The sequence below is a fragment of the Paracoccus sp. J55 genome, from assembly GCF_000513975.1.
Lineage (GTDB): Bacteria > Pseudomonadota > Alphaproteobacteria > Rhodobacterales > Rhodobacteraceae > Paracoccus.
The window spans coordinates 43,777-63,151 of record NZ_AZVA01000022.1; the positions used below are offsets into that span (position 1 = coordinate 43,777).

13 protein-coding genes are annotated in these 19,375 nt (G+C 69.6%); 1 reads left to right on the top strand and 12 read right to left on the bottom strand.

The window, feature by feature from the left end; translation table 11 throughout:
• Nucleotides 1-113: 113 nt before the first annotated feature.
• From PARJ55_RS0115760 to PARJ55_RS0115775, 4 genes are all read right to left on the bottom strand, one after another.
• Nucleotides 114-1,481, bottom strand: coding sequence for an efflux transporter outer membrane subunit (locus PARJ55_RS0115760; RefSeq protein WP_232215724.1), 1,368 nt, complete (start codon nt 1,479-1,481; stop codon nt 114-116).
• A gap of 113 nt (nt 1,482-1,594) precedes the next feature.
• The gene (locus tag PARJ55_RS0115765; RefSeq protein WP_028713915.1) at nt 1,595-4,720 is read right to left on the bottom strand and encodes an efflux RND transporter permease subunit; all 3,126 of its coding nucleotides are present in this window, start codon (nt 4,718-4,720) and stop codon (nt 1,595-1,597) included.
• Nucleotides 4,721-4,724: 4 nt separating this feature from the next.
• Nucleotides 4,725-5,918 carry an efflux RND transporter periplasmic adaptor subunit gene (locus PARJ55_RS0115770; RefSeq protein WP_028713916.1) on the bottom strand — a complete coding sequence of 398 codons (1,194 nt, stop codon included), beginning with the start codon at nt 5,916-5,918 and terminating at the stop codon, nt 4,725-4,727.
• Nucleotides 5,919-5,957: 39 nt separating this feature from the next.
• On the bottom strand, nt 5,958-6,524 hold the full coding sequence (locus PARJ55_RS0115775; RefSeq protein ID WP_028713917.1) for a TetR/AcrR family transcriptional regulator: 567 nt from the start codon (nt 6,522-6,524) through the stop codon (nt 5,958-5,960).
• Nucleotides 6,525-6,803: 279 nt separating this feature from the next.
• On the opposite strand from PARJ55_RS0115775, the gene PARJ55_RS0115780 reads away from it, so the two are divergent.
• Nucleotides 6,804-8,012, top strand: coding sequence for an MFS transporter (locus tag PARJ55_RS0115780; protein WP_028713918.1), 1,209 nt, complete (start codon nt 6,804-6,806; stop codon nt 8,010-8,012).
• Nucleotides 8,013-8,136: 124 nt separating this feature from the next.
• Here the strand turns inward: PARJ55_RS0115780 and PARJ55_RS0115785 are convergent, their stop codons facing one another.
• The 8 genes from PARJ55_RS0115785 to xsc form a co-directional block, all read right to left on the bottom strand.
• Nucleotides 8,137-8,904 carry an ABC transporter ATP-binding protein gene (locus PARJ55_RS0115785; protein WP_028713919.1) on the bottom strand — a complete coding sequence of 256 codons (768 nt, stop codon included), beginning with the start codon at nt 8,902-8,904 and terminating at the stop codon, nt 8,137-8,139.
• Entirely contained in the window at nt 8,901-10,871 is a 1,971-nt protein-coding gene (fhuB, locus tag PARJ55_RS0115790) for a Fe(3+)-hydroxamate ABC transporter permease FhuB (RefSeq protein ID WP_036698824.1), read from the bottom strand. Before fhuB ends, PARJ55_RS0115785 begins: the two co-directional genes overlap by 4 nt.
• Entirely contained in the window at nt 10,868-11,749 is an 882-nt protein-coding gene (locus PARJ55_RS0115795; RefSeq protein WP_028713921.1) for an ABC transporter substrate-binding protein, read from the bottom strand. The genes fhuB and PARJ55_RS0115795 overlap by 4 nt, the downstream gene beginning before the upstream one ends.
• Nucleotides 11,743-13,896 carry a TonB-dependent siderophore receptor gene (locus PARJ55_RS0115800; RefSeq protein WP_232215725.1) on the bottom strand — a complete coding sequence of 718 codons (2,154 nt, stop codon included), beginning with the start codon at nt 13,894-13,896 and terminating at the stop codon, nt 11,743-11,745. The genes PARJ55_RS0115795 and PARJ55_RS0115800 overlap by 7 nt, the downstream gene beginning before the upstream one ends.
• Nucleotides 13,897-13,973: 77 nt before the next feature.
• The gene (locus PARJ55_RS0115805) at nt 13,974-14,873 is read right to left on the bottom strand and encodes an AraC family transcriptional regulator (protein ID WP_028713923.1); all 900 of its coding nucleotides are present in this window, start codon (nt 14,871-14,873) and stop codon (nt 13,974-13,976) included.
• A gap of 480 nt (nt 14,874-15,353) precedes the next feature.
• A complete protein-coding gene (gene pta, locus PARJ55_RS0115810) occupies nt 15,354-16,313 on the bottom strand; it encodes a phosphate acetyltransferase (RefSeq protein WP_028712790.1) in 960 nt (319 codons plus the stop codon).
• Between the two features lie 4 nt (nt 16,314-16,317).
• Nucleotides 16,318-17,334, bottom strand: a complete 1,017-nt coding sequence (locus PARJ55_RS0115815) for a YeiH family protein (RefSeq protein ID WP_028712789.1) — start codon at nt 17,332-17,334, stop codon at nt 16,318-16,320.
• Between the two features lie 256 nt (nt 17,335-17,590).
• Nucleotides 17,591-19,372 (bottom strand): sulfoacetaldehyde acetyltransferase, encoded by a 1,782-nt coding sequence (gene xsc / locus PARJ55_RS0115820; protein ID WP_028712788.1) that lies wholly within the window; start codon nt 19,370-19,372, stop codon nt 17,591-17,593.
• Between the last annotated feature and the right edge of the window lie 3 nt (nt 19,373-19,375).

Consider the following 19,375-nt stretch of genomic DNA (forward strand, 5'->3'; position numbering starts at 1 on the left):
GACGGGCGGCCGGTTCCGGGCCCCTGACCGGCCGCGGCCGATAAGTCGGCAGGGGGCCCTTCGGCCCCCGCGTTTTCAAGCGGGCCGTAAGCCGGCCAGACCGGCCGGCGCCGTCAGGAAACCGGCAGGCCCACCCCGCCCGCCGAAGCCGCGCTGAGCGCGACGAAATTCAACGCCTGCTGGCGCACGGCGGCGGCCAGTTCCTGCCGGGCCGACAGCAGGCTGCGCTCGGCATCCAGAACCGGGAAGAAATCCGCCTCGCCCAGCTCGTAAGAGCTGCGGGTCAGCCCGACCGTCTCGCGCGCGTTCTCGACCAGCCGCGCCTGCGCGGCGACGGCACGGGCGTCGCGGTTGTAGCCGGCCAGCGCGTTCTCGACCTCCTCGACCGCGCCCAGCACCGAAGCCTGCCAGGCCAGCCGCGCCTGTTCCGCCCGCGCCTGCGCGGCAGAAAGCTGCGCCTGGTTGGCGCCGCCCGAGAAGAGCGGCACCGAGATCTGCGGGCCGAAGCCCCAGCTTTTGCTGCTGCCGCCGCCGGCGATATTCGTCGGCGTGACCGAACCGGACAGCGTGAGCTTGGGATAGAAGGCCGCCTGCGCCTCGCCCACATCGGCGGCGGCGGCGGCGAGATTGCGCTCGGCCATGCGCACGTCCGGGCGCACCCGGACCACGTCGGCCGGCACGCCGACGCTGGCGCTGTAGCGGGCGCGCGGCTGGCCGCCGCCCTTGCGCAGCTGCGCGGCGATATCGGCGCTGCGCCCGGCGGTCAGCGTGGCCAGCCGGTTCACCGACTGGTCGAAGCCGACCTCCAGCCCGGGCAGGGCCGCCTCGGCCTGCGCCACCAACTGCTCGGCCTGCAACACCTCCAGCCGCGAGACGCTGCCGAAGGCGTCCTGGGTGCGGGTCATCTCCAGCGTACGGCGGCGGCTTTCCAGACTCTGCCGGGTCAGGGCCAGCGCCTCCTGGTAATAGCGCGCATCGACATAGGCCGAGGCGATGGCGCTGGCCACGGTCAACCGCGCCACCTCGGCCGAAAGATAGGCCGCGTCCAGCCGGGCCGAGGCGCCCTGCCGCGCCGCGCGGTTCTGGCCGAACAGATCGACCAGCCAGGACACGCCCAGCGTGGCCGAGCTGCTTTCGACGATGCCCGTCTCGTTGCGGTTGCGCCCGGCCGAGCCCTGCGCATCGACCTGCGGCAGGTCGCTGGCGCCGACCAGGCGGGCATTGGCCTGCGCCTCGCGGATGGTGGCGACGGCGGTCTGCACGTCCAGATTGCGCTTGAGCCCGGCAGCGATCAGCGCGTCCAGCTGCCTGTCGCGAAAGGCCGCCCACCAGGCATTGGAGCCGGCGCGGCGGGCCGGGGAATTGGCGGCGAAAGCGCCGGCCACCTCGGCCCGGGGCGCGGTATAGCTGACCGGGTTGCAGGCGGCGAGCGCAAGGGTCGAGGCCAGCCCGCCCAGCAGGCCGCGGCGGGAAAGTGGCATGGTCTGGATCATCCGAAACTCTCTGGTTGACGCGGCCCGGGACGGGGTCGCGGAAAGGGGAATGGCGGCACGGGCGGGCTTGGTCCCGCCCGTGCCTGCGGCGGCGCCGGAGCCTAGCCCGCCGTATCGGCCTGCGGCCCGGCCACCGTCCTGCCGCCGGTCAGCCGGCTGACCGCGCCCAGCACGAAGACGAAGAACACCGGCACGAAGAACACCGCCAGCACCGTGGCCGCGACCATGCCGCCGATCACCCCGGTTCCGATGGCGTTCTGGCTTGCCGCCGAGGGGCCGGTGGCGATGGCCAAGGGCACCACGCCCAGCGTGAACGCGAGCGAGGTCATCAGGATCGGCCGGAAGCGCAGCTTCGCCGCCGTCACCGCCGCGTCGATCAGGCTTTGCCCCTGTGCGCGCAGGTCCTTGGCGAATTCCACGATCAGGATGGCGTTCTTGGCCGAAAGCCCGATGATGGCGATCAGCCCGACCTTGAAATAGATGTCGTTGGGCATGTCGCGCAGCATGACCGCGACGACGCAGCCCAGAACGCCCAGCGGCACCACCAGCATCACGGAAAGCGGGATCGACCAGCTTTCGTAAAGCCCCGAAAGCAGCAGGAAGACGAACAGGATGCTCATCGCGTAAAGCAGCGTCGCCTGCGACCCGGCCTGAATCTCCTCCAGCGACTGCCCGGTCCATTCATAGCCGAAGCCCTGCGGCAGTTCGGCCGCCAGCCGCTCCATCTCGGCCATGGCGGCGCCGGAACTGTAGCCCGGCCCGGCCGCGCCGGCGATGCGGACCGCCGGATAGCCGTTATAGCTGACGACCTGCGACGGCCCCTGCTCCCATGTCACGCTGGCGAAGGAGGAGAAGGGCACCATGCCGCCACCCGCGTTGCGCACGGTCAGCTTCAGGATGTCTTCGGCCTGCATGCGCGAGTCGTCCTCGGCCTGCATGACCACGCGCTGCATCTTCCCGGCATTGGGGAAGTCGTTGATATAGGCCGAGCCCAGGTATTGCGAGATCGTCGCCGAGATGTCGGCGAAGGTCACGCCGAAGGCATTGGCCTTTTCGCGGTCGATGGTGACGAAGACCTGCGCGGCCGAGGGCAGCCCCTCGATGCGCAGCCCGGTGGCGATGCCGTTTTCCTGCGCCTTGGCGATGATCTGCTGGGCGGCGGCCAGCAGCGCCTCCTGCCCCTGCCCGCCGCGGTCCTGCAGCCGGAAGCTGAAGCCGCCGGTGGCGCCGAAGCCGGGGATCGGCGGCGGCGACAGCGCGAAGGCCTGCGCGTCCTGATAGCCGAACATCTGCATGTTCGCGGCGTTGGCGATGTCCTGCGCCGATTGCTCGCGCTCGGCCCAGTCCTTGAAGGTGACGAACATCAGCCCGGCATTGGGCCCCTGCCCCGAAAAGCTGAAACCGCGGATCGCCACCGTGTTCTCGACGGCCTCGTTCTGCTGGAACATCTGCGTGGCCTGGGCCAGCACCTCGTCGGTGCGGTTCGAACTGGCCGTGGCCGGGGTCTGGATGTCGGCGATGATGAAGCCCTGGTCCTCGTTCGGCAGGAAGCTGGTCGGCAGGCGCAGGAAGCCCATGCCGGTGGCCGCGACCAGCACCAGATAGAACCCCATCATTACCAGCCGCCGCCGCGTGACCAGCCCGACCGCGCGGGTATAACGCTCGGTCAGCCGGTCGAAATTGCGGTTGAACCAGCCGAAGAAGCCCTTCCTTTCGTGATGGCCGCTGATCGGCTTCAGGAAGGTCGCGCAAAGCGCCGGGGTCAGCGTCAGCGCCAAGAAGGCCGAGAACAGGATCGACACCACCATGGTCAGCGCGAATTGCCGATAGATGATGCCCGACGAGCCGGGAAAGAACGCCATCGGCACGAAGACCGCCGCGAGAACCAGCGTGATGCCGATGATGGCGCCCGAGATCTGCCCCATGGCCTTTTTCGTCGCCTCGCGCGGCGGCAGCCCTTCGGTCGCCATGATGCGCTCGACGTTCTCGATCACCACGATGGCGTCATCGACCAGGATGCCGATGGCCAGCACCATGGCGAACATGGTCAGCACGTTGATCGAGAATCCCGCCGCCAGCATGACCGCCACTGTCCCCATCAGCGCGATGGGCACGACGATGGTCGGGATGATGGTATAACGGAAATTCTGCAGGAACAGGAACATCACCACGAAGACCAGCGCCATCGCCTCGACCAGCGTGTGCAGCACCTTCTCGATGGATGCCTCGACGAAGGGGGTGGTGTCATAGGGGATGGTATAGCTGACGCCGTCGGGGAAGAACCGCGACAGCTCCTCCATCTTCTGATGCACCGCTTCCGAGGTGTTCAGCGCGTTGCCGGTGGCCGAAAGCTGGATCCCCAGCGCCGCCGCCGGCTTGCCGTCGATGCGCGAGGCGAAACTATAGGTCTCGGCACCGACCTCCAGCCGGGCCACGTCGCGCAAGAGCACGGTCGAGCCGTCGGGATTGGCGCGCAGCACGATCTTGCCGAATTCGTCCACATCGTCCAGCTGCCCCTTGATCAGCACGGTCGCAGTCAGCTGCTGGCCGATGGGGTTCGGGTCCGCCCCGACCTTGCCGGCCGCGACCTGCGCGTTCTGCGCCCGCACCGCCGCGACGATCTCGGCCGAGCTGAGGTTCAGCCCGGTCATCTTGGCCGGATCGACCCAGATGCGCAGCGCCCGTTCCGGGGCAAAGACCTGCGCCCGGCCCACGCCCTCGATGCGGCGGATCTCGCCCACCACGTTGCGGTTCAGGTAGTCGCCGAGCGCGATGTCGCCCATCGCCCCGTCATCCGAGGTCAGCGCCACCATCATCAGGAAGCCGGTGCCCGCCTCTTCGATCAGCACGCCCTGATCGACCACGCTTTGCGGCAAAAGCGGCTCGACCCGCGCCACGGCATTCTGCACGTCGACCTGGGCGCGGGCGATGTCGGTGCCCGGCTCGAAGGTCGCGGTGATCGACATGGCCCCCGAGGAATCCGAGACCGATTCGTAATAGGCCAGGCCCTCGACGCCGTTCAGCTCGTCCTCGATGGGCTGGGCGACGGCGCGGTTGATCTCGCCCGGCGCGGCGCCGGTATAGGCGGTCGAGATGGTGATCTGCGGCCAGGCCACCTGCGGATATTGCGCGATGGGCATCATCGGCAGCGCGATCACCCCGGCGATGACGATGAAGATCGAGATCACCCAGGCCAGCACCGGCCGGTGAATGAAGAACCGTGCCATCGGCCTACTCCTGCGCCGGGGCCGGGGCGGGCGCTTCGGCGGCCGCGGCGGCGCCGGTCGGCACCGGCGGCTGGGCCGCGTCCACGGGCTGCGGCACCACCTTGGCGTCGGGGTAAAGCTTCTGCGCCCCCATGACCACGACCCGGTCGCCCGGTTTCAGCCCGCTTTCCACCAGCCAGCGGTTGTCGGTGGTCTGGCCCAGGGTCACGTCGCGGCGCTCGACCGTTTCGTCGTCCTTCAGCGCATAGATATAGGCCTGGCCCGACTCGTCGCGCTGCACCGCCATCTGCGGCACGGTCAGGGCGTTGTCGCGCACCGCCTGCTCGATCCGCACCCGCACGTAAAGCCCGGGCAGCAACTCGCCCTCGGGGTTCGGGAACTCGGCGCGCAGGGTGATCTGCCCGGTCGAGCTGTCCACGCTGGCTTCCGAAAACAGCAGCTTGCCGGGATGGGCATATTCGCTGCCGTCGTCGAAGATCAGCCGCACCTCGGCCGCATCGGCCGAGGTCATGGCCAGCTGCCCCGCCGCCAGCGCGCGGCGCAGCGCGAACAGTTCGGACGAGGACTGGGTGAAGTCCACATAGACCGGATCGAGTTGCTGGATGGTCGCCATGATATCGGTCTGGGCATTGACCAGCGCGCCCTCGGTCACCAGCGCCCGGCCGACCACGCCGGCGATGGGCGCCGTGACCTCGGTATAGGAGCGGTTCAGCTGCGCCTCCTGCAGCGAGGCGCGGGCGATGGCCACATCCGCCTGGGCCTGGGCCAGCGCGGTGGCGGCATTGTCCAGATCGACCCCCGCCGTCACCTTGCGCTCGCGCAGGGCGCGGGCACGCTTTTCCTGGTCTGCGGCGTTCAGCGCCGTGGCCTCGGCCCGGGCCAGCGCACCCTCGGCGCTGGCGACGCGCACGTCATAGGGGGCGGGGTCGATGCGATACAGCACGTCGCCCGCCTCGACCTTGCCGCCCTGTTCGAAAACGCGCTCGATCACGATGCCGCCGACGCGCGGCCGCACCTCGGCGACGCGGGTCGCGGCCACGCGGCCGGGCAATTCGTTCACCACCGGCAGCGCCTCGGGCGTCATCTCCTGCACGCTGACCTGCGGCGGCGGAAGCTGCTGCGCGGCCAGCGGCGAGGCCGCCATCAGGCAGCAAAGCACAAGCCCGGCGGAAACGCCGGGGGAAAATCTCATCGTCATGGATCGGTCTTTCCTGGGAAGCTGAATATGGGGGAGGGATCAGTCTCCGGCTGCGCCGGGGTCGCTTTCCACGACCGCCATCAATTCGTCGAGGATGTCATTGCGGGTTTCCTGGTCGAAACGGTGAAAGCCGAAATATTCGAGGAATTCCATACCGTGCAGGGTCAGAAGCGCCATCAGCATCCGCCGCCGGTCGCCGGCCTGGGCCGCGACCGTCTCGGCATCGCCGGCCAGCATCTCGCGCATGATCTCGCGGCATTCCGCGTGCTCGCCCATGCTGGTGCTGATCAGCATCGCCATGTCCAGCTCTTCGTCGGTCGGCACGCGCCGGCACTCATCGATCAGCGCGCGCAGCCGGGCATTGGGCCGGCCCTCGTGCCGGGCGCGGATATCGACGAAACGCGCCTGGTGCTGGGCCATCTTGTGACGGATGAAGGCGGCGAGCAGCCCGGCCTTGCTGTCGCAGTCATAGACCACGCTGGACTTGCTGATCCCCGCTTCCTTGGCGACGGCATCGATGCTGAGCCCGGCAATGCCCGAACGGCGCGCCACCCGCTCGATGGCGGCCATCAGCTCGTCGCGATCGATGCTGCGCTTGCGTCCCATGGCCGGCTCCAGAATTTCAATACGACCGTTCGTTTATAATTCTGCGGCGGACCTGTCAAGCGGCCTGCCGGCGGCCTGCCCCGCAGGGATCTTCGCGGTAGGCCGGCTGCCCGAATCTGCCCACGGTCCAGTTCCCCGTCTTCGACCCGGCGGATGGCGCGGGACAGCGGCGTGGCGTTACAGAACTCGGCCGCCCTTGCCCATGCCGCGCTTTCGGGCCACAGATATGGCCCGAGGCGCCGGACATCCTCCCGGCCACTGCACGGAAAGCTTGCCGACATGACCACCGCCACCATGACCGCCGCCCGCGCCAGAACCCATGTGACCGTGCTGGTCATGCTGGGCCTGACGCATCTGCTGAACGACATGATGCAGTCGCTGATCCCCGCCGCCTATCCGATCCTCAAGGAAGCCTATGCGCTGGATTTCGTGCAGATCGGCATGATCACCCTGACCTTCCAGATCGCCGGGTCGCTGCTGCAGCCGGTGATCGGCATGGTGACGGACCGCCACCCGGCGCCCTACTCTCCGGTGGCGGGCATGATGTTCACCCTCTCGGGCCTGGTCAGCCTGGCCTTTGCCCACAGCTATGCGGTCATCCTGGTCTCGGTGGCGCTGATCGGCATCGGCTCGTCGATCTTCCACCCCGAGGCGACGCGGATGGCGCGCTATGCGGCGGGCGGCCGGCAGGGCCTTGCGCAGGGCATCTTCCAGGTCGGCGGGCAGGCGGGCGGGGCGCTGGGACCGGTCTTCGCGGCGCTGATCATCGTGCCCTGGGGCCAGCCCAGCCTGGCATGGTTCGCCGTCGCCGCGCTGATGGCCATGATGCTGCTGGTCTGGATCGGCAGCCGCCAGCGGCAGATCAGCGCCGAATTCGTGGCGATGCGTTCGGCTGCCCGCAAGGACGGGCGCGGCCACGTCTCGCACGCGCCCCTGACCATCGGCATCGGGCTGGTGGTGCTGACGCTGCTGATGTTCTCCAAGAACGCTTACGGCGAGAGCTTCCGTTCATTCTACACCTTCTATCTGATGGACCGCTTCGGTCTGTCGATCCCCTCGGCGCAGATGATGCTGTTCGTCTTCCTTCTGGCTTCGGCAGCGGGGGCGCTGATCGGCGGCATTGTCGGCGACCGCATCGGCCGCTATCGCATCATCTGGATCTCGGTGCTGGGGCCGTTGCCGCTGACGCTGGTGCTGCCCTATGCCGACCTGTTCTGGACCGGGGTGCTGACGGTGGCGATCAACCTGATCATGGCCAGCGCCTTCGCCTCGATCCTGATCTATGCGATGGAGCTGCTGCCGGGCCGCATCGGGCTGATCGGCGGGCTGTTCTATGGGTTGAACTTCGGCCTTGGCGGCATCGCGGCGGCGATCCTCGGCGGTCTGGCCGACAGCTACGGCGTCGAGGCGGTCTATAGGCTATGCTCCTTCCTGCCGCTGGCCGGGCTGCTCGCCTGGTTCCTGCCCCGGATCGACGAAGGGCATTAGCCCCTCCTCCATGGCCTGCAGCAGCCGCGAGACCTGCGTCGGGCGCCAGGCGGTTCGCTGGAGGTGGCATGCGCCGGAATCACAGCCCCGGGCGGTGCGGGGATCCGAAGGAAGGACCGGCGACCTAGCGCGGCAAGGCGAAGGCATGGCCGTTATGCGTTGCGACATGCATGGGCAGGCCATAGATCTCCAGCAGCGCCTCGGGCGTCATCAGCGCGCCGATGGGGCCGTCCAGCAGCAGCCTGCCGGAACCAAGCGCGACCACATGGTCGCAATAGCGCGCCGCCATGTTCAGGTCGTGCAGCACGACGATGGCCGACAACCCCTCGTCCCGACACATGCTATGCACCAGGTCCAGCACCTCGACCTGATGCGCGACGTCGAGCGCCGAGATCGGCTCGTCCAGCAGCAGCGTCCGCGCGCCCTGCGCCAGCATCATCGCGATCCAGCTGCGCTGGCGTTCGCCCCCCGACAGGGTATCGACCAGGCGGCCGCGCAGATGGCCGACATGGCAGCGGGCGATGGCGGCATCGACGGCGGCGTGATCCTGCGCGCGGAAGCGGCCAAGCGCGCCGCGCCAGGGAAAGCGGCCAAGCGCCACCAGTTCCTCGACCAGCATCCCTTCGGCCGGCGGCGTGACCTGCGGGAGATAGGCCAGGTCGCGGGCCAGGTCGCGCGGCGACCAGTCCGCCAGATCGCGGCCGGCATAGGCGATGCGTCCGGCCGAGGGCCGGTTCTGCCCCGAGATCAGCTTCAGCAGCGTCGATTTTCCCGAACCGTTGCGCCCGATCAGGGCCGTGACCATGCCGGGGCGGATCTGCAGGTCCAGCCCCTCGATCAGCCGGCGGCCCGGCACGTCATAGGTGACGCCCGACAGGGTGAAAAGCGTCATGCGGAGGTCCTTTTCATCAGCATGATGAACAGCCAGGGCGCGCCGATCAGCGTGGCGAACAGCCCCAGCGGCAGGTCATAGGGATAGCTGGCGGTGCGTGCCCCGAAGGCAGCGAGCAGCATCAGCACCGCGCCCAGCAGCCAGCTTCCGGCGCAGAAGGGCGCGGCGCGGGCAAGGCCCATGCTGCGCGCCAGATGCGGCGCCATCAGGCCGACGAAGCTGACCGGGCCGACCAGCATCGTCGCCGCCCCGGTGGCCAGCCCCGCCAGCAGGATCAGCCCCAGCCGCACCTGCGCCAGCGGCAGGCCGAGCGCGCGGCCGACCTCGCCGCCGAGCGGCAGGATCTCGAGCCAGCGGGCGGCAGCGACCAGCGCGGCCAGCAGCGCCAGCGCCAGCCCGGCCAAGGCGGCGGCGCCCGGGGGCGAGACCTGCGAGGCGCTGCCCGCCAGCCAGCCCAGGATCACCCAGGCCGAGCGGTCGTCCGAAGCCATGATCGCGCCCAGCACCGCCGAGGCCAGCGCGCCGATGGCCAGCCCCGCCAGCAGCAGCCGCGCGGGCGCCAGATCGGCGCGCATCGCATAGCCCGCCAGCCCCGCCAGCGCCAGGGCACCCCCCGCCGAAGTTCCCAGCGCCAGCATCATCGGACCGGCGCCGCCGAAGGCCATGACCGTGATCGCATAGCCCAGCGAGGCGCCCCCGGTCACGCCCAGCACCTCGGGCGCCGCCATGGGGTTTGCGGTCAGCCGTTGCAGGATCGCCCCCGCCCCGGCCAGCAACGCGCCCGCCGAGGCGGCCGCCAGGATCGCGGCGGCGCGCAGGGGCAGGAAGGTCTCGCGCAGTTCCGCGGGCATGAAGCCCCAGCCCTCCGGCCCGCGGCCGCCGAACAACGTCAGCACCGCCAGCATCAGGCAGGCGGCGGCCAGCCCCGCCAGCAGCCGCCCGGGACGGGCGGCGCGATGGCTGCGGCGGTCGCCCTCTTCGGCCCGCTGCGGCACCTGCGCCTTCATCCGGGGCAGCAGCCAGATCAGCAGCGGCCCGCCGATCAGCCCGGTCAGCGCGCCGGTGGGCAGGCTCGGGCCGCCCGCGGCCGACACGGCCAGCAGCAGGCCGTCGGCCAGCGACAGCACCAGCGCCCCCGCCACCGGCGCCAGCATCAGGCGCTGAAGCAGCGTCCGCGCGCCCAGGCTGCGGGCGATGGCCGGTGCGGCAAGCCCGACGAAGCCGACCAGCCCGATCTCGGCCGAGACCAGGGCCGAAAGGGCAACCGCCAGCAGCAGGGTCGCGAAGCGCAGGGGCGCCAGCCGCAGGCCAAGCCCATGCGCCCCCTCGGGGCCCAGAGACATGACCATCAGCGGCCGCGCCAGCCCCGCCGCCAGCAGCAGCGCCGGGACCAGCGCCAGCGCCATGTGCCGGCTGCCCGACCAGTCCACCTGCGCCATGGAGCCGCCGTTCCACATCACCAGCGACAGCAGGTAATGCCCCTGCGCCAGTGTCAGCGCGGTCGCCACGGCCGAGGCCAGCAGCCCGACCAGCATGCCGGCGATGGTCACGGTGACCGGCGCGAACCCTCGCCGCGCCCCCAGCGCCATGACCAGAACGGTGGCCGCCCCTGCCCCCGCCAGCGCGATGGGCAGGTTGCCCGCCACCAGCCAATCCGGCGCGAAGATCGTCGCCGCCACGATCGCCAGCTGCGCGCCCGAGGCCGTGCCCAGCGTCGTCGGATCGGCCAGCGGATTGCGCAGCACCGCCTGCATCAGCGCCCCGGCCAGTCCCAGCGCCGCGCCCGCCAGCAAGGCCAGGACCCCGCGCGGCATCAGCCCATAGGCCAGCAGGATCTGCTGGACCGTCATGTCGGAGGCCCGCCAAGGCAGGGCGGGCCAGTCGGCCGGCGGCAGGGCCGACAGCGCGGCAATGCTCCACAGCGCCAGCGCCGTGACGCCCCCCGCGGCCAGGATGGCTCGATTCACGCCCGGGCCTCCAGCGCGGCGACAAGCTCGTGCGCGAAGCGCAGCGCCGAGGGGATGCCGGCGAAGGGCCGCAGTTCCGGCAGGCGGTGGACCCGCCCGGCCTTGACCGGCGGCAGGCTGTTCCACAGGGCCGCCGAACCCAGCCCGCGTTCGGCCTGGGGCGGGATCCGGCCCACGATGACCAGCCGGGCCTCGGGGTATTCGGCAAGCTTTTCCAGCGGCACCGGGGCGGCGAAGGCGAAGCTGGTGCGCGCCGCCCAGGCGTTGCGCAGCCCGATGGCCTCGAGCGCGCCGCTGAACAGGCTGTCGGTGCCGAAGACGCGGATATGGCGGGAATCGCCCAGCTGGAACATCAGGCAGGCACGGTCGGCAAAGGGCGCCGCGCGGCCCGCGAGCATGGCGAATTCGGCCTGCGCGGCGGCCTGTGCGCGCGGCCCGGCGGCGGGATCGCCCAGCCGCTCCGCCAGTTCCCCCAGCACGGCCATCACCTTGGGAAAGGCGGGCTCGCCGGCGACATAAAGCGCGCGGGTAAAGACCGGCGCGATGCGTTCCAGGCGCGGCTGGATCGCGCTGTAATAGCTGGAGGACAGGATCAGGTCGGGCGCGACGAGGCTGAGCGCCTCGAGATTGGGCGCCCCGCGCAGGCCGAGGTCGACGGTGCTCTGCGGCGGCTGCGCCGCGGCGGCGTCGCGAAAGCCGATCAGCTCGGCCAGCGCCGCGGGCGGGTGGCCAAGCGCCATCGCGGTCTCGGCCATCGCCCAGTCCACGGCCGCCAGCCGCAATCCGCCAGCCGCAAAAGCCGGCAGCGCCCCTCCGGCCAGCCCGCAGGCAGCGGCCAGAAAGGCGCGTCGGCTGAACCCGCAGGCGGCTGTCACCATCGACGGCTCAGGCTGGCCTGCACGGTGCGTCCGTCGCCGTAATAGCTGGAATTCAGCCCCACGGCCGAGATATAGGCCTCGTCCGTCAGGTTGTTGACGTTCAGCCGGCCGATCACGCCGTTCTCCCATTCGTAGCTGGCGCCCAGATCCACCAGCGTCACCGCCTCCAGCCGCTCGGTATTCGCATCCGAGGCCCAGCGAGAGCCGATATAGCGCAGGCCGCCGCCCAGTTGCAGCCCCTGCATCGGGCCGGACTGGAATTCATGCGACAGCCAGAGGCTTGCGGCGTGGCGCGGCGTGTTGGCCAGCTCGTTGCCGTCGTTCTCGCCCGAGATGTCGGTCGAGGCATAGGTATAGGCGCCCTTGACCGACCAGCCCTGCCCGAATTCCGCGACGCCTTCCAGTTCCAGCCCGCGGATGCGCGCCTCGCCGATCTGACGGACGCCGGTGATGGTGCCGCCTTCGACCTCTTCGGTGACGGACGTATTGCGGTCGGTCTCGCGCAGGTCATAGAGCGCGGCGGTGAACAGCCCCTCGAAGGCGGTGGGCTCGTATTTGGCCCCAAGCTCCCACTGCTTGCCGTGGGTGGGCTCCAGCGGGTTGTTGTCGATGTCGAAACCCGGCTGCGGCAGATACGAGGTCGAATAGGCGGCATAGACCGAAACCCCATTGTCCCACAGATAGCCCAAGCCCAGATGGCCGGTCAGCTGCCGGTCTTCGCGGGCGTAATCGGTGGTGCCGAAATTCGTCACGCTCTGACCCTCTTGCCGGGTCCATTCGTATCGCAGCCCCGCCGTGGCGCGCCAATTGCCGAATTCGATCTCGTCCAGCGCATAAAGGCCGACCTGCGTCGCATCGACCGACTTGTCCGCCGTATACCACGGGGCGGGCACGGTGATGCCGCCATAGGAGGGCGCGGCATAGTCGATGGGGGCGATGGTGGAAAAGCCGGTATAGGCGCGCTCGCGCAGCTTCTGCGCGTCGATGCCGAAAGTCAGCGCATGCGTCACCGCCCCGGTCTCGGCGCTGCCCGCCAGCCGCAGGTCGGTGGCGATGGCGCGGAAGTTTTCCCGCTGGGTGATGACGCCCCGCCCGACCGAGGTGCCGGTCAGCCCGCCGATATACACGCTGTCATAATCCCAGTCGAAATCGGTATAGCGCAGCGTGTTGTTCAGCCGCCAGCCATTGCCGAAATCATGCGTCAGGCCGAAGCTCAGCGTGCCCATCTTGCGGTCGCTGTCATTGACCGACTTGTCGCCGAAATAGAACTCGCGCAGATCCTTGGCATCGACCTGCCCGATCAGCCCGCTCGGCACCCCCGTGGGCGAGATCGGCGCATCGCCGTGATAGCTGGCCATGAATTCCAGCTCGGTCGCGTCGCTCAGCGCATAGCTGGCCGACAGGCCCAGATAGCCGCGCTTGCTGTCGATTTCCTCGACATCGGTCCGGCTGTTGCCGCCCTTGGCGGTGACGCGATAGGCGAAGCGGTCGTCCACGACCCGGTTCGCATCGCCATAGACCGAGGCCGAGCCCTTGCTGTCGGCGCTGAAGCCCAGCTCGGTGAAATCGCCGTCCGCCTGCGCCCGCTTCTGGATCATGTTGACCAGCCCCGCGGGCGTCCCCGCGCCGTAAAGCACCGAGGCCGGTCCGCGCAGCACCTCGACCCGCTCCAGCCCGTAAAGCTCGAAGGCGGGCGCGCTGGTCGGGAACTGGGTCGAGCGCATCAGCCGCAGCCCGTCCAGGAACTTGTCGTTCTCGAGGTTGAAGCCACGCAGGAACAGGCTGTCGAAGCGCGGATCGCCGCCATAGTTCTCGGTGACGATCCCGGCCGAATAGCTCAGCGCCTCGGACAGGTTGGTCGCGCCCTGCTCTTCGATCTGCGCGCGCGGCACGACCGAGACGGAGGATTGCGTCTCCAGCAGCGGCCGGCCGGTCTTGGTGGTGGCCGAGGACCGCGCCACCCTGCCCTCCAGCGGCGCGTTCGGATTCTGGAAGCCTTCGATCGTCACGGCGTCCAGAACGATCGCGCCGACGAAGGTGTCGCGGCGGGTTTCCTTTTCCTCCTCCTGCGCCAAGGCACAGGGCGCCGTCATGGCGATCACGCTGGCGCTCAGGAAAAGCGGGGCGACTCTGTTCATCCTGATCATCGATCCATCCTGGAAAATTTCCGAGTCTTTAACTGCGATTTTCCGACGCTGTCTTGATCCAGAGTGCTGGGATTTGTTCAGGACTCCTGAAAATTGCTCCTGCGCCAGACCGAAGGCGGCATGCCGTTCGCGGCCCGGAACACCCGCGACAGATGCGCCTGATCGGCAAATCCCGTGGCATAGGCGATATCGGCAAGCGAGCGGGCAGGATCGCGCATCATGTCCTGGGCCGCCTTCAACCTGACGCGGCTTTGCCACCGCTGCGGCGTTTCGTTCTGGGACTGCTTGAAGCAATGCGAGAAACGGCTTTCCGACAGCCCCGCGGCCCGCGCCATTTCGGCAAGCGGAACGTGCCGGCTCAGATTTTCGTGCAGATGGCGCTCGACCGCCGCAAACCGCCGCGCCGAGAGGCCGCCGCTTGCCGTGCAAGGCCCGTCGTTCTCAGCGCCGGCCTGGGTCGCGAAGATCTCGGCCAGCGTCGCGGAAAGCAGCGCATCGATGAGCATGTCGCCCCGGCTGGGCTTGCGGACCTCGTCCGAGGCCAGCCGGCCCAGATCCGCCAGCTTGTCGCTCGGGCCAAGCAGGCGGGGCCGCGTCAGGTCCGCCCTGACATCCGCTGCCGCAAGTCTTTGATGCAACGCGCTGCTTTCCATATGAAAATCCAGATGGGACTTTTCATGGTCCGCCTCGATCCGGCTCCATAACGGCATGCCCGGCGGCATATAGAACGCCTGGATGCCGCGATATTCGGCAAGATCCCCGCCGATGCGCATCATCACCGGCGGCGGCTGCTTGCCAAGCAGGATGACGATGCGCGGATCGGGCGCGATATAGAATCCGCCGCCGCCCTCCTCGCCCCTGACCGACCAGACATCGGCGATCGCCCCGGCAAAGCGGCGATAGCAAAGCGGCGCCAGCGTCCGCAGCCCATGGATGCGGGTTTCCATCCGAGGTAGGAACTCTCTGTTGGCCTGCATGTTTCCTGCCCGCCTCGCTATCGGAAGACCATCCGGACGCGGATATCCACGGTCGTCATCACCGGGCATTGTTTACTGAAATACTATGAATTGGCAAGCCGCTTCTCCGGGCGACCGAAGCCGCCATGTGGCGCCGCTTCGGCCCCGGGAACAGGGCATGGTCTGCGGCCCGCGCCGGACCCGCGACGCCACCACGGCCGATGTGGGGATGCCGGGTTCCGGCCGGGATACTGGCCGTCACCCGCCCGCCATGCGCGGAGGACGGGATCGCAGTCCGGCTCCGGCCTTGTCGGGCCGGCCTCGGCGCAGCAGGCAAGCGGCTGGGCGCCGCGCGGGGATCGCCTTTCCGGCCCGTATGCCCCGCGCCGGACGGATCGTCACGGCGTCCCCGGACGGATCAGGCGATCCGGCGGGACGTCCTCGCCGCATCCCGCATGATCGGAGCTTCGCGGGGGGTCGCAGTCCTTGCCATCTTCCGGCTCATATTTGAGTTTGCATGGCGGTTATTGCTGTTGCATTGACGATATCGTTGACGGAGCATCCTCTGGAGAGGTCGTTTGCGGGTTTGGCGAGGCCCTGGAGGATGGGTCCGATGGCGATGAGGCCGCCCAGGCGCTGGGCGATCTTGTAGCCGATATTGCCCGAGGCGAGGTCGGGAAAGACGAAGACGTTCGGCCGGCCGGTCAGGCGGCTTGCCGGGGCCTTCCTCGCCCGGATCGCCTCGTCCAGCGCCGCGTCGAACTGCAGCTCGCCGTCGACCTCCAGATCCGGGGCGGCGGCGCGGATCAGCGCCAAGGCCTCGCGCAGCCGCCCCAGGCTGGGATGATCGGCCGAGCCGGCGGTCGAAAAGGACAAGAGCGCCACCCGCGGCGCCTCGGCCAGGAGCCGCCGGCAGCTCTCGGCCGCCGACAGCGCGATGGCGGCGAGCTCGGCCGCGTCGGGCTGGATCACCAGCCCGCAATCGGCAAAGATCATGCCGCCCCGGACCGGCGCCCCGGGCCCGCAGGACAGCATCAGAAAGAAGCTCGACACGATCCCGGCCCCGGGGGCCCGGCCGATGATCTGCAGGGCCGCGCGCACCGTGTCGGCGGTGGTGGCGACCGCGCCGCCCACCGTGCCGTCGGCCTGGCCCAGCCGCACCCGCATCGCCGCCTGGCGGATCGGGTCGCGCATCTCGGAAAGCGCGCGTTCCGCGGTCATGCCCTTGGCGGCGCGCAGCCGGTGCCAGTGGTCGGCCAGCTCGGCCAGGTCGGGCGCGCCCGCCGGGTCGATGCGGCCCACGCCGGGGATCTCGGGCCCGCCCAGCAGGGTGACGCGGGCCAGCCCCTCGGCCACCAGCCGGCGGGCGGCCTCGGCGACGCGCGGGTCCCCGCCCTCGGGCAGGATGATGTGGCGGTCCAGGGCCTTCGCGGCCTCGTGGATGCGCTCGAGCGGTTTCATGGCACTACCCCCAGAAATGCAGGCCGGCGACGACGAAGACGCCCAGGAACACGGTCTCGGCCACGATCAGCGCGATGGCGCCGCCCCCGACCTCGAGCATCCTGCCGAGCGAGGTCTTGATGCCGACCGCGGCGATCGAGATCAGCAGCGCCCAGCGGGACAGCTGCCCGGCAAGCGCCGAGACCGGCTGCGGGATCAGCCCGGCGCTGTTCAGCGCCGCCAGCGCCAGGAAGCCCAGCACGAAGCCCGGCAAGAGCGGCGGCGCCTTGCCGCCCCTGGCATCGGCCAGCCCGCGCGCCCGGATCGCCAGCGAGAAGCACAGCACCACCGGCGCCAGCATCGAGACGCGGATCAGCTTGACCAGCGTCGCGGTCTCGCCGGCCTCGGGGCCGATGGAAAAGCCGGCGCCGACCACCTGGGCCACGTCGTGGATGGTGCCGCCCAAAAAGACGCCGCTGTCGCGCGCCGTGAAGCCGAAGGCGTTCGACAGCATCGGGTAGAGCACCATGGCCAGGGTCGAGAGCACGGTGACCGAGAGCACGGTGAAGACCAGGTCGCGCTCGGATTTCTCGTGCCGGGGCAGGACCGCGGCGATGGCCATGGCCGCCGAGGCGCCGCAGATCGCCACCGCGCCGCCGGTCAGCAGCGCGAAGCGCCAGCCGCGGCCGACGAGGCGGGTGGCGAGGAGCGCGAAGAGGATGGTCAGCACCACCCCCGCGACCACCAGCGCGATGGCGCGCGGCCCCAGCCCGCTCAGCATCTCGACCGAGATCCGCGCGCCCAGAAGCGCCACCCCGAGCCGCAGCACGGTGCGGGCGGTGAAGGCGATGCCGGGCGCGGTGCGGGTGCCCTCCTCGGCCAGGAAGTTCAGCGCCAGGCCCAGAAGCAGCGCCAGCAGCATGGCCGGGGCGCCGTAATGGTCCGACAGGAACTGCGCCGTGGCCGCGACCAGCGCCGAGACCGCGAAGCCCGGGAAGGCCTCGCCGAGCAGGCTGCGCGAAGGGATCAGGGTGGTCATCATCGTCGTCACCGGGATGCGGGGATGGGGCCGGGGCGGGGGCCGCGCCGGGTCGTCGTCGGAAGGGCGTCATGCGCCCCGGGAGAGGGCCTCATGGGCGGATGTGTCCGGCGGTCCTGCGGTCCTTCCCGGCCGCCGAGGGGGGCGCTGCCCCCTCGCGCTTGCCCGGCCCCTCGACGGGGCCCGGCAAGCGCCCCCCGGAGTATTTGGGAAACGGTGAAAGCCGGGGGGCGCCGGCGCCCTGCGCCGCCTTTCCGCGTCAGGCCGCGCCCTTTTGCGGGCGCATGTCGGCCGGGTCGATGCCGGCCACCACCACCGGCTTCTTCATCGCGTCGCGGCGGAAGGGCTCGCCCAGCTCCTGGTTCAAGAGCACCTCGATGAAGGTGGTCTCGCCGTCCCGCATCTGCCGCTCGACCGCCTCGTGCAGGGCCGCGGTCAGCTCCTCCTGCGACTTGACCTGCACGCCGGCGAGCCCGCAGGCCCGGGCGATGCCGGCATAGGAGGTGTCGCGGTCGAGCTCGGTGCCGACGAAGTTGTTGTCGTACCACAGCGTCGTGTTGCGCTTTTCCGCGCCCCATTGGTAGTTGCGGAAGATCACCATGGTGATCGCCGGCCAGTCCGCGCGCCCGCAGGCGGTCATCTCGTTCATCGAGATGCCGAAGGCGCCGTCGCCGGCAAAGCCGATCACCGGCACCTCGGGATTGCCGATCTTGGCGCCCAGGATCGCCGGGAAGCCGTAGCCGCAGGGACCGAAGAGGCCCGGCGCCAGGTATTTGCGCCCGGCCTCGAAGCTTGGATAGGCATTGCCGATGGCGCAGTTGTTGCCGATGTCCGAGCTGACGATCGCCTCCTTCGGCACCGCCTGCATGATCGCCCGCCAGGCCTGGCGCGGGCTCATCAGCCCGGCGTCGCGGACCCGCGCCTCGGCGTTCCATTCGGTGCCCGGATCATCCTCCTCGTGGTCGAGGCTCGAAAGCTCCTGCGCCCAGCGGGACTTGGTCTGCGCGATGAGATCCTTGCGTTCCTGCCGCCCGGCATCGCCCGCCGCGGGGGCAAGCTGCGCCAGGATGCCGCGCGCCACCTTGGCCGCATCGCCCTGGATGCCCACCGTGACCTTCTTGGTCAGCCCGATGCGGTCGGCATTGATGTCGACCTGGATGATCCTGGCCTGCTTCGGCCAGTAGTCGATGCCGTAGCCCGGCAGGGTCGAGAACGGGTTCAATCGCGTCCCCAGCGCCAGCACCACATCGGCCTTCTGGATGATCTCCATCCCGGCCTTCGAGCCGTTGTAGCCCAGCGGCCCCATGGCCAGCGGGTGGCTGCCCGGGAAGCTGTCATTGTGCTGGTAATTGCTGCAGACCGGCGCATCCAGCCGCTCGGCCAGCTTCACCAGGTCCGGGATCGCCCCCGACAGCACCACCCCGGCGCCCGACAGGATGACCGGGAATTTTGCCTCGCTGAGCAGCCTTGCCGCCTCGGCCACCGCCTGCTCGCCGCCCGCGGGCCGCTCGAAGGCCACCACCTGCGGCAGTTCCACGTCGATCACCTGGGTCCAGAAGTCGCGCGGGATGTTGATCTGCGCCGGGGCCGAGTTGCGCCAGGCTTGCATGATCACCCGGTTCAGCACCTCGGGGATGCGGCTCGCGTCGCGCACCTCCTCCTGGTAGCAGACGCAATCGGCAAAGAGCCGCATCTGCTCCATCTCCTGGAAGCCGCCCTGGCCGATGGTCCGGTTCGCCGCCTGAGGCGTCACCAGCAGAAGCGGCGTGTGGTTCCAGTAGGCGGTCTTCACCGGCGTCACGAAGCCCGTCACCCCCGGCCCGTTCTGCGCGATCGCCATCGACATCTTGCCGGTCGAGCGCGTGAACCCGTCCGCCATCAGACCCGCATTCGTCTCATGCGCGCAGTCCCAGAACCTGATCCCAGCCTTCGGAAACAGATCCGACACAGGCATCATCGCAGAGCCGATGATCCCGAAAGCATGCTCGATCCCGTGAAGCTGCAATACCTTAACAAAAGATTCCTCAGTCGTCATTCGCATGGC

Excerpts from the sequence above, each read along its gene's own strand:
- PARJ55_RS0115760 (WP_232215724.1), bottom strand. The coding sequence starts at position 1,481 with ATGCCACTTTCCCGCCGCGGCCTGCTGGGCGGGCTGGCCTCGACCCTT.
- PARJ55_RS0115765 (WP_028713915.1), bottom strand. The coding sequence starts at position 4,720 with ATGGCACGGTTCTTCATTCACCGGCCGGTGCTGGCCTGGGTGATCTCG.
- PARJ55_RS0115770 (WP_028713916.1), bottom strand. The coding sequence starts at position 5,918 with ATGACGATGAGATTTTCCCCCGGCGTTTCCGCCGGGCTTGTGCTTTGC.
- PARJ55_RS0115775 (WP_028713917.1), bottom strand. The coding sequence starts at position 6,524 with ATGGGACGCAAGCGCAGCATCGATCGCGACGAGCTGATGGCCGCCATC.
- PARJ55_RS0115780 (WP_028713918.1), top strand. The coding sequence starts at position 6,804 with ATGACCACCGCCACCATGACCGCCGCCCGCGCCAGAACCCATGTGACC.
- PARJ55_RS0115785 (WP_028713919.1), bottom strand. The coding sequence starts at position 8,904 with ATGACGCTTTTCACCCTGTCGGGCGTCACCTATGACGTGCCGGGCCGC.
- PARJ55_RS0115795 (WP_028713921.1), bottom strand. The coding sequence starts at position 11,749 with ATGGTGACAGCCGCCTGCGGGTTCAGCCGACGCGCCTTTCTGGCCGCT.
- PARJ55_RS0115800 (WP_232215725.1), bottom strand. The coding sequence starts at position 13,896 with ATGATCAGGATGAACAGAGTCGCCCCGCTTTTCCTGAGCGCCAGCGTG.
- PARJ55_RS0115805 (WP_028713923.1), bottom strand. The coding sequence starts at position 14,873 with ATGCAGGCCAACAGAGAGTTCCTACCTCGGATGGAAACCCGCATCCAT.
- pta (WP_028712790.1), bottom strand. The coding sequence starts at position 16,313 with ATGAAACCGCTCGAGCGCATCCACGAGGCCGCGAAGGCCCTGGACCGC.
- PARJ55_RS0115815 (WP_028712789.1), bottom strand. The coding sequence starts at position 17,334 with ATGATGACCACCCTGATCCCTTCGCGCAGCCTGCTCGGCGAGGCCTTC.
- xsc (WP_028712788.1), bottom strand. The coding sequence starts at position 19,372 with ATGCGAATGACGACTGAGGAATCTTTTGTTAAGGTATTGCAGCTTCAC.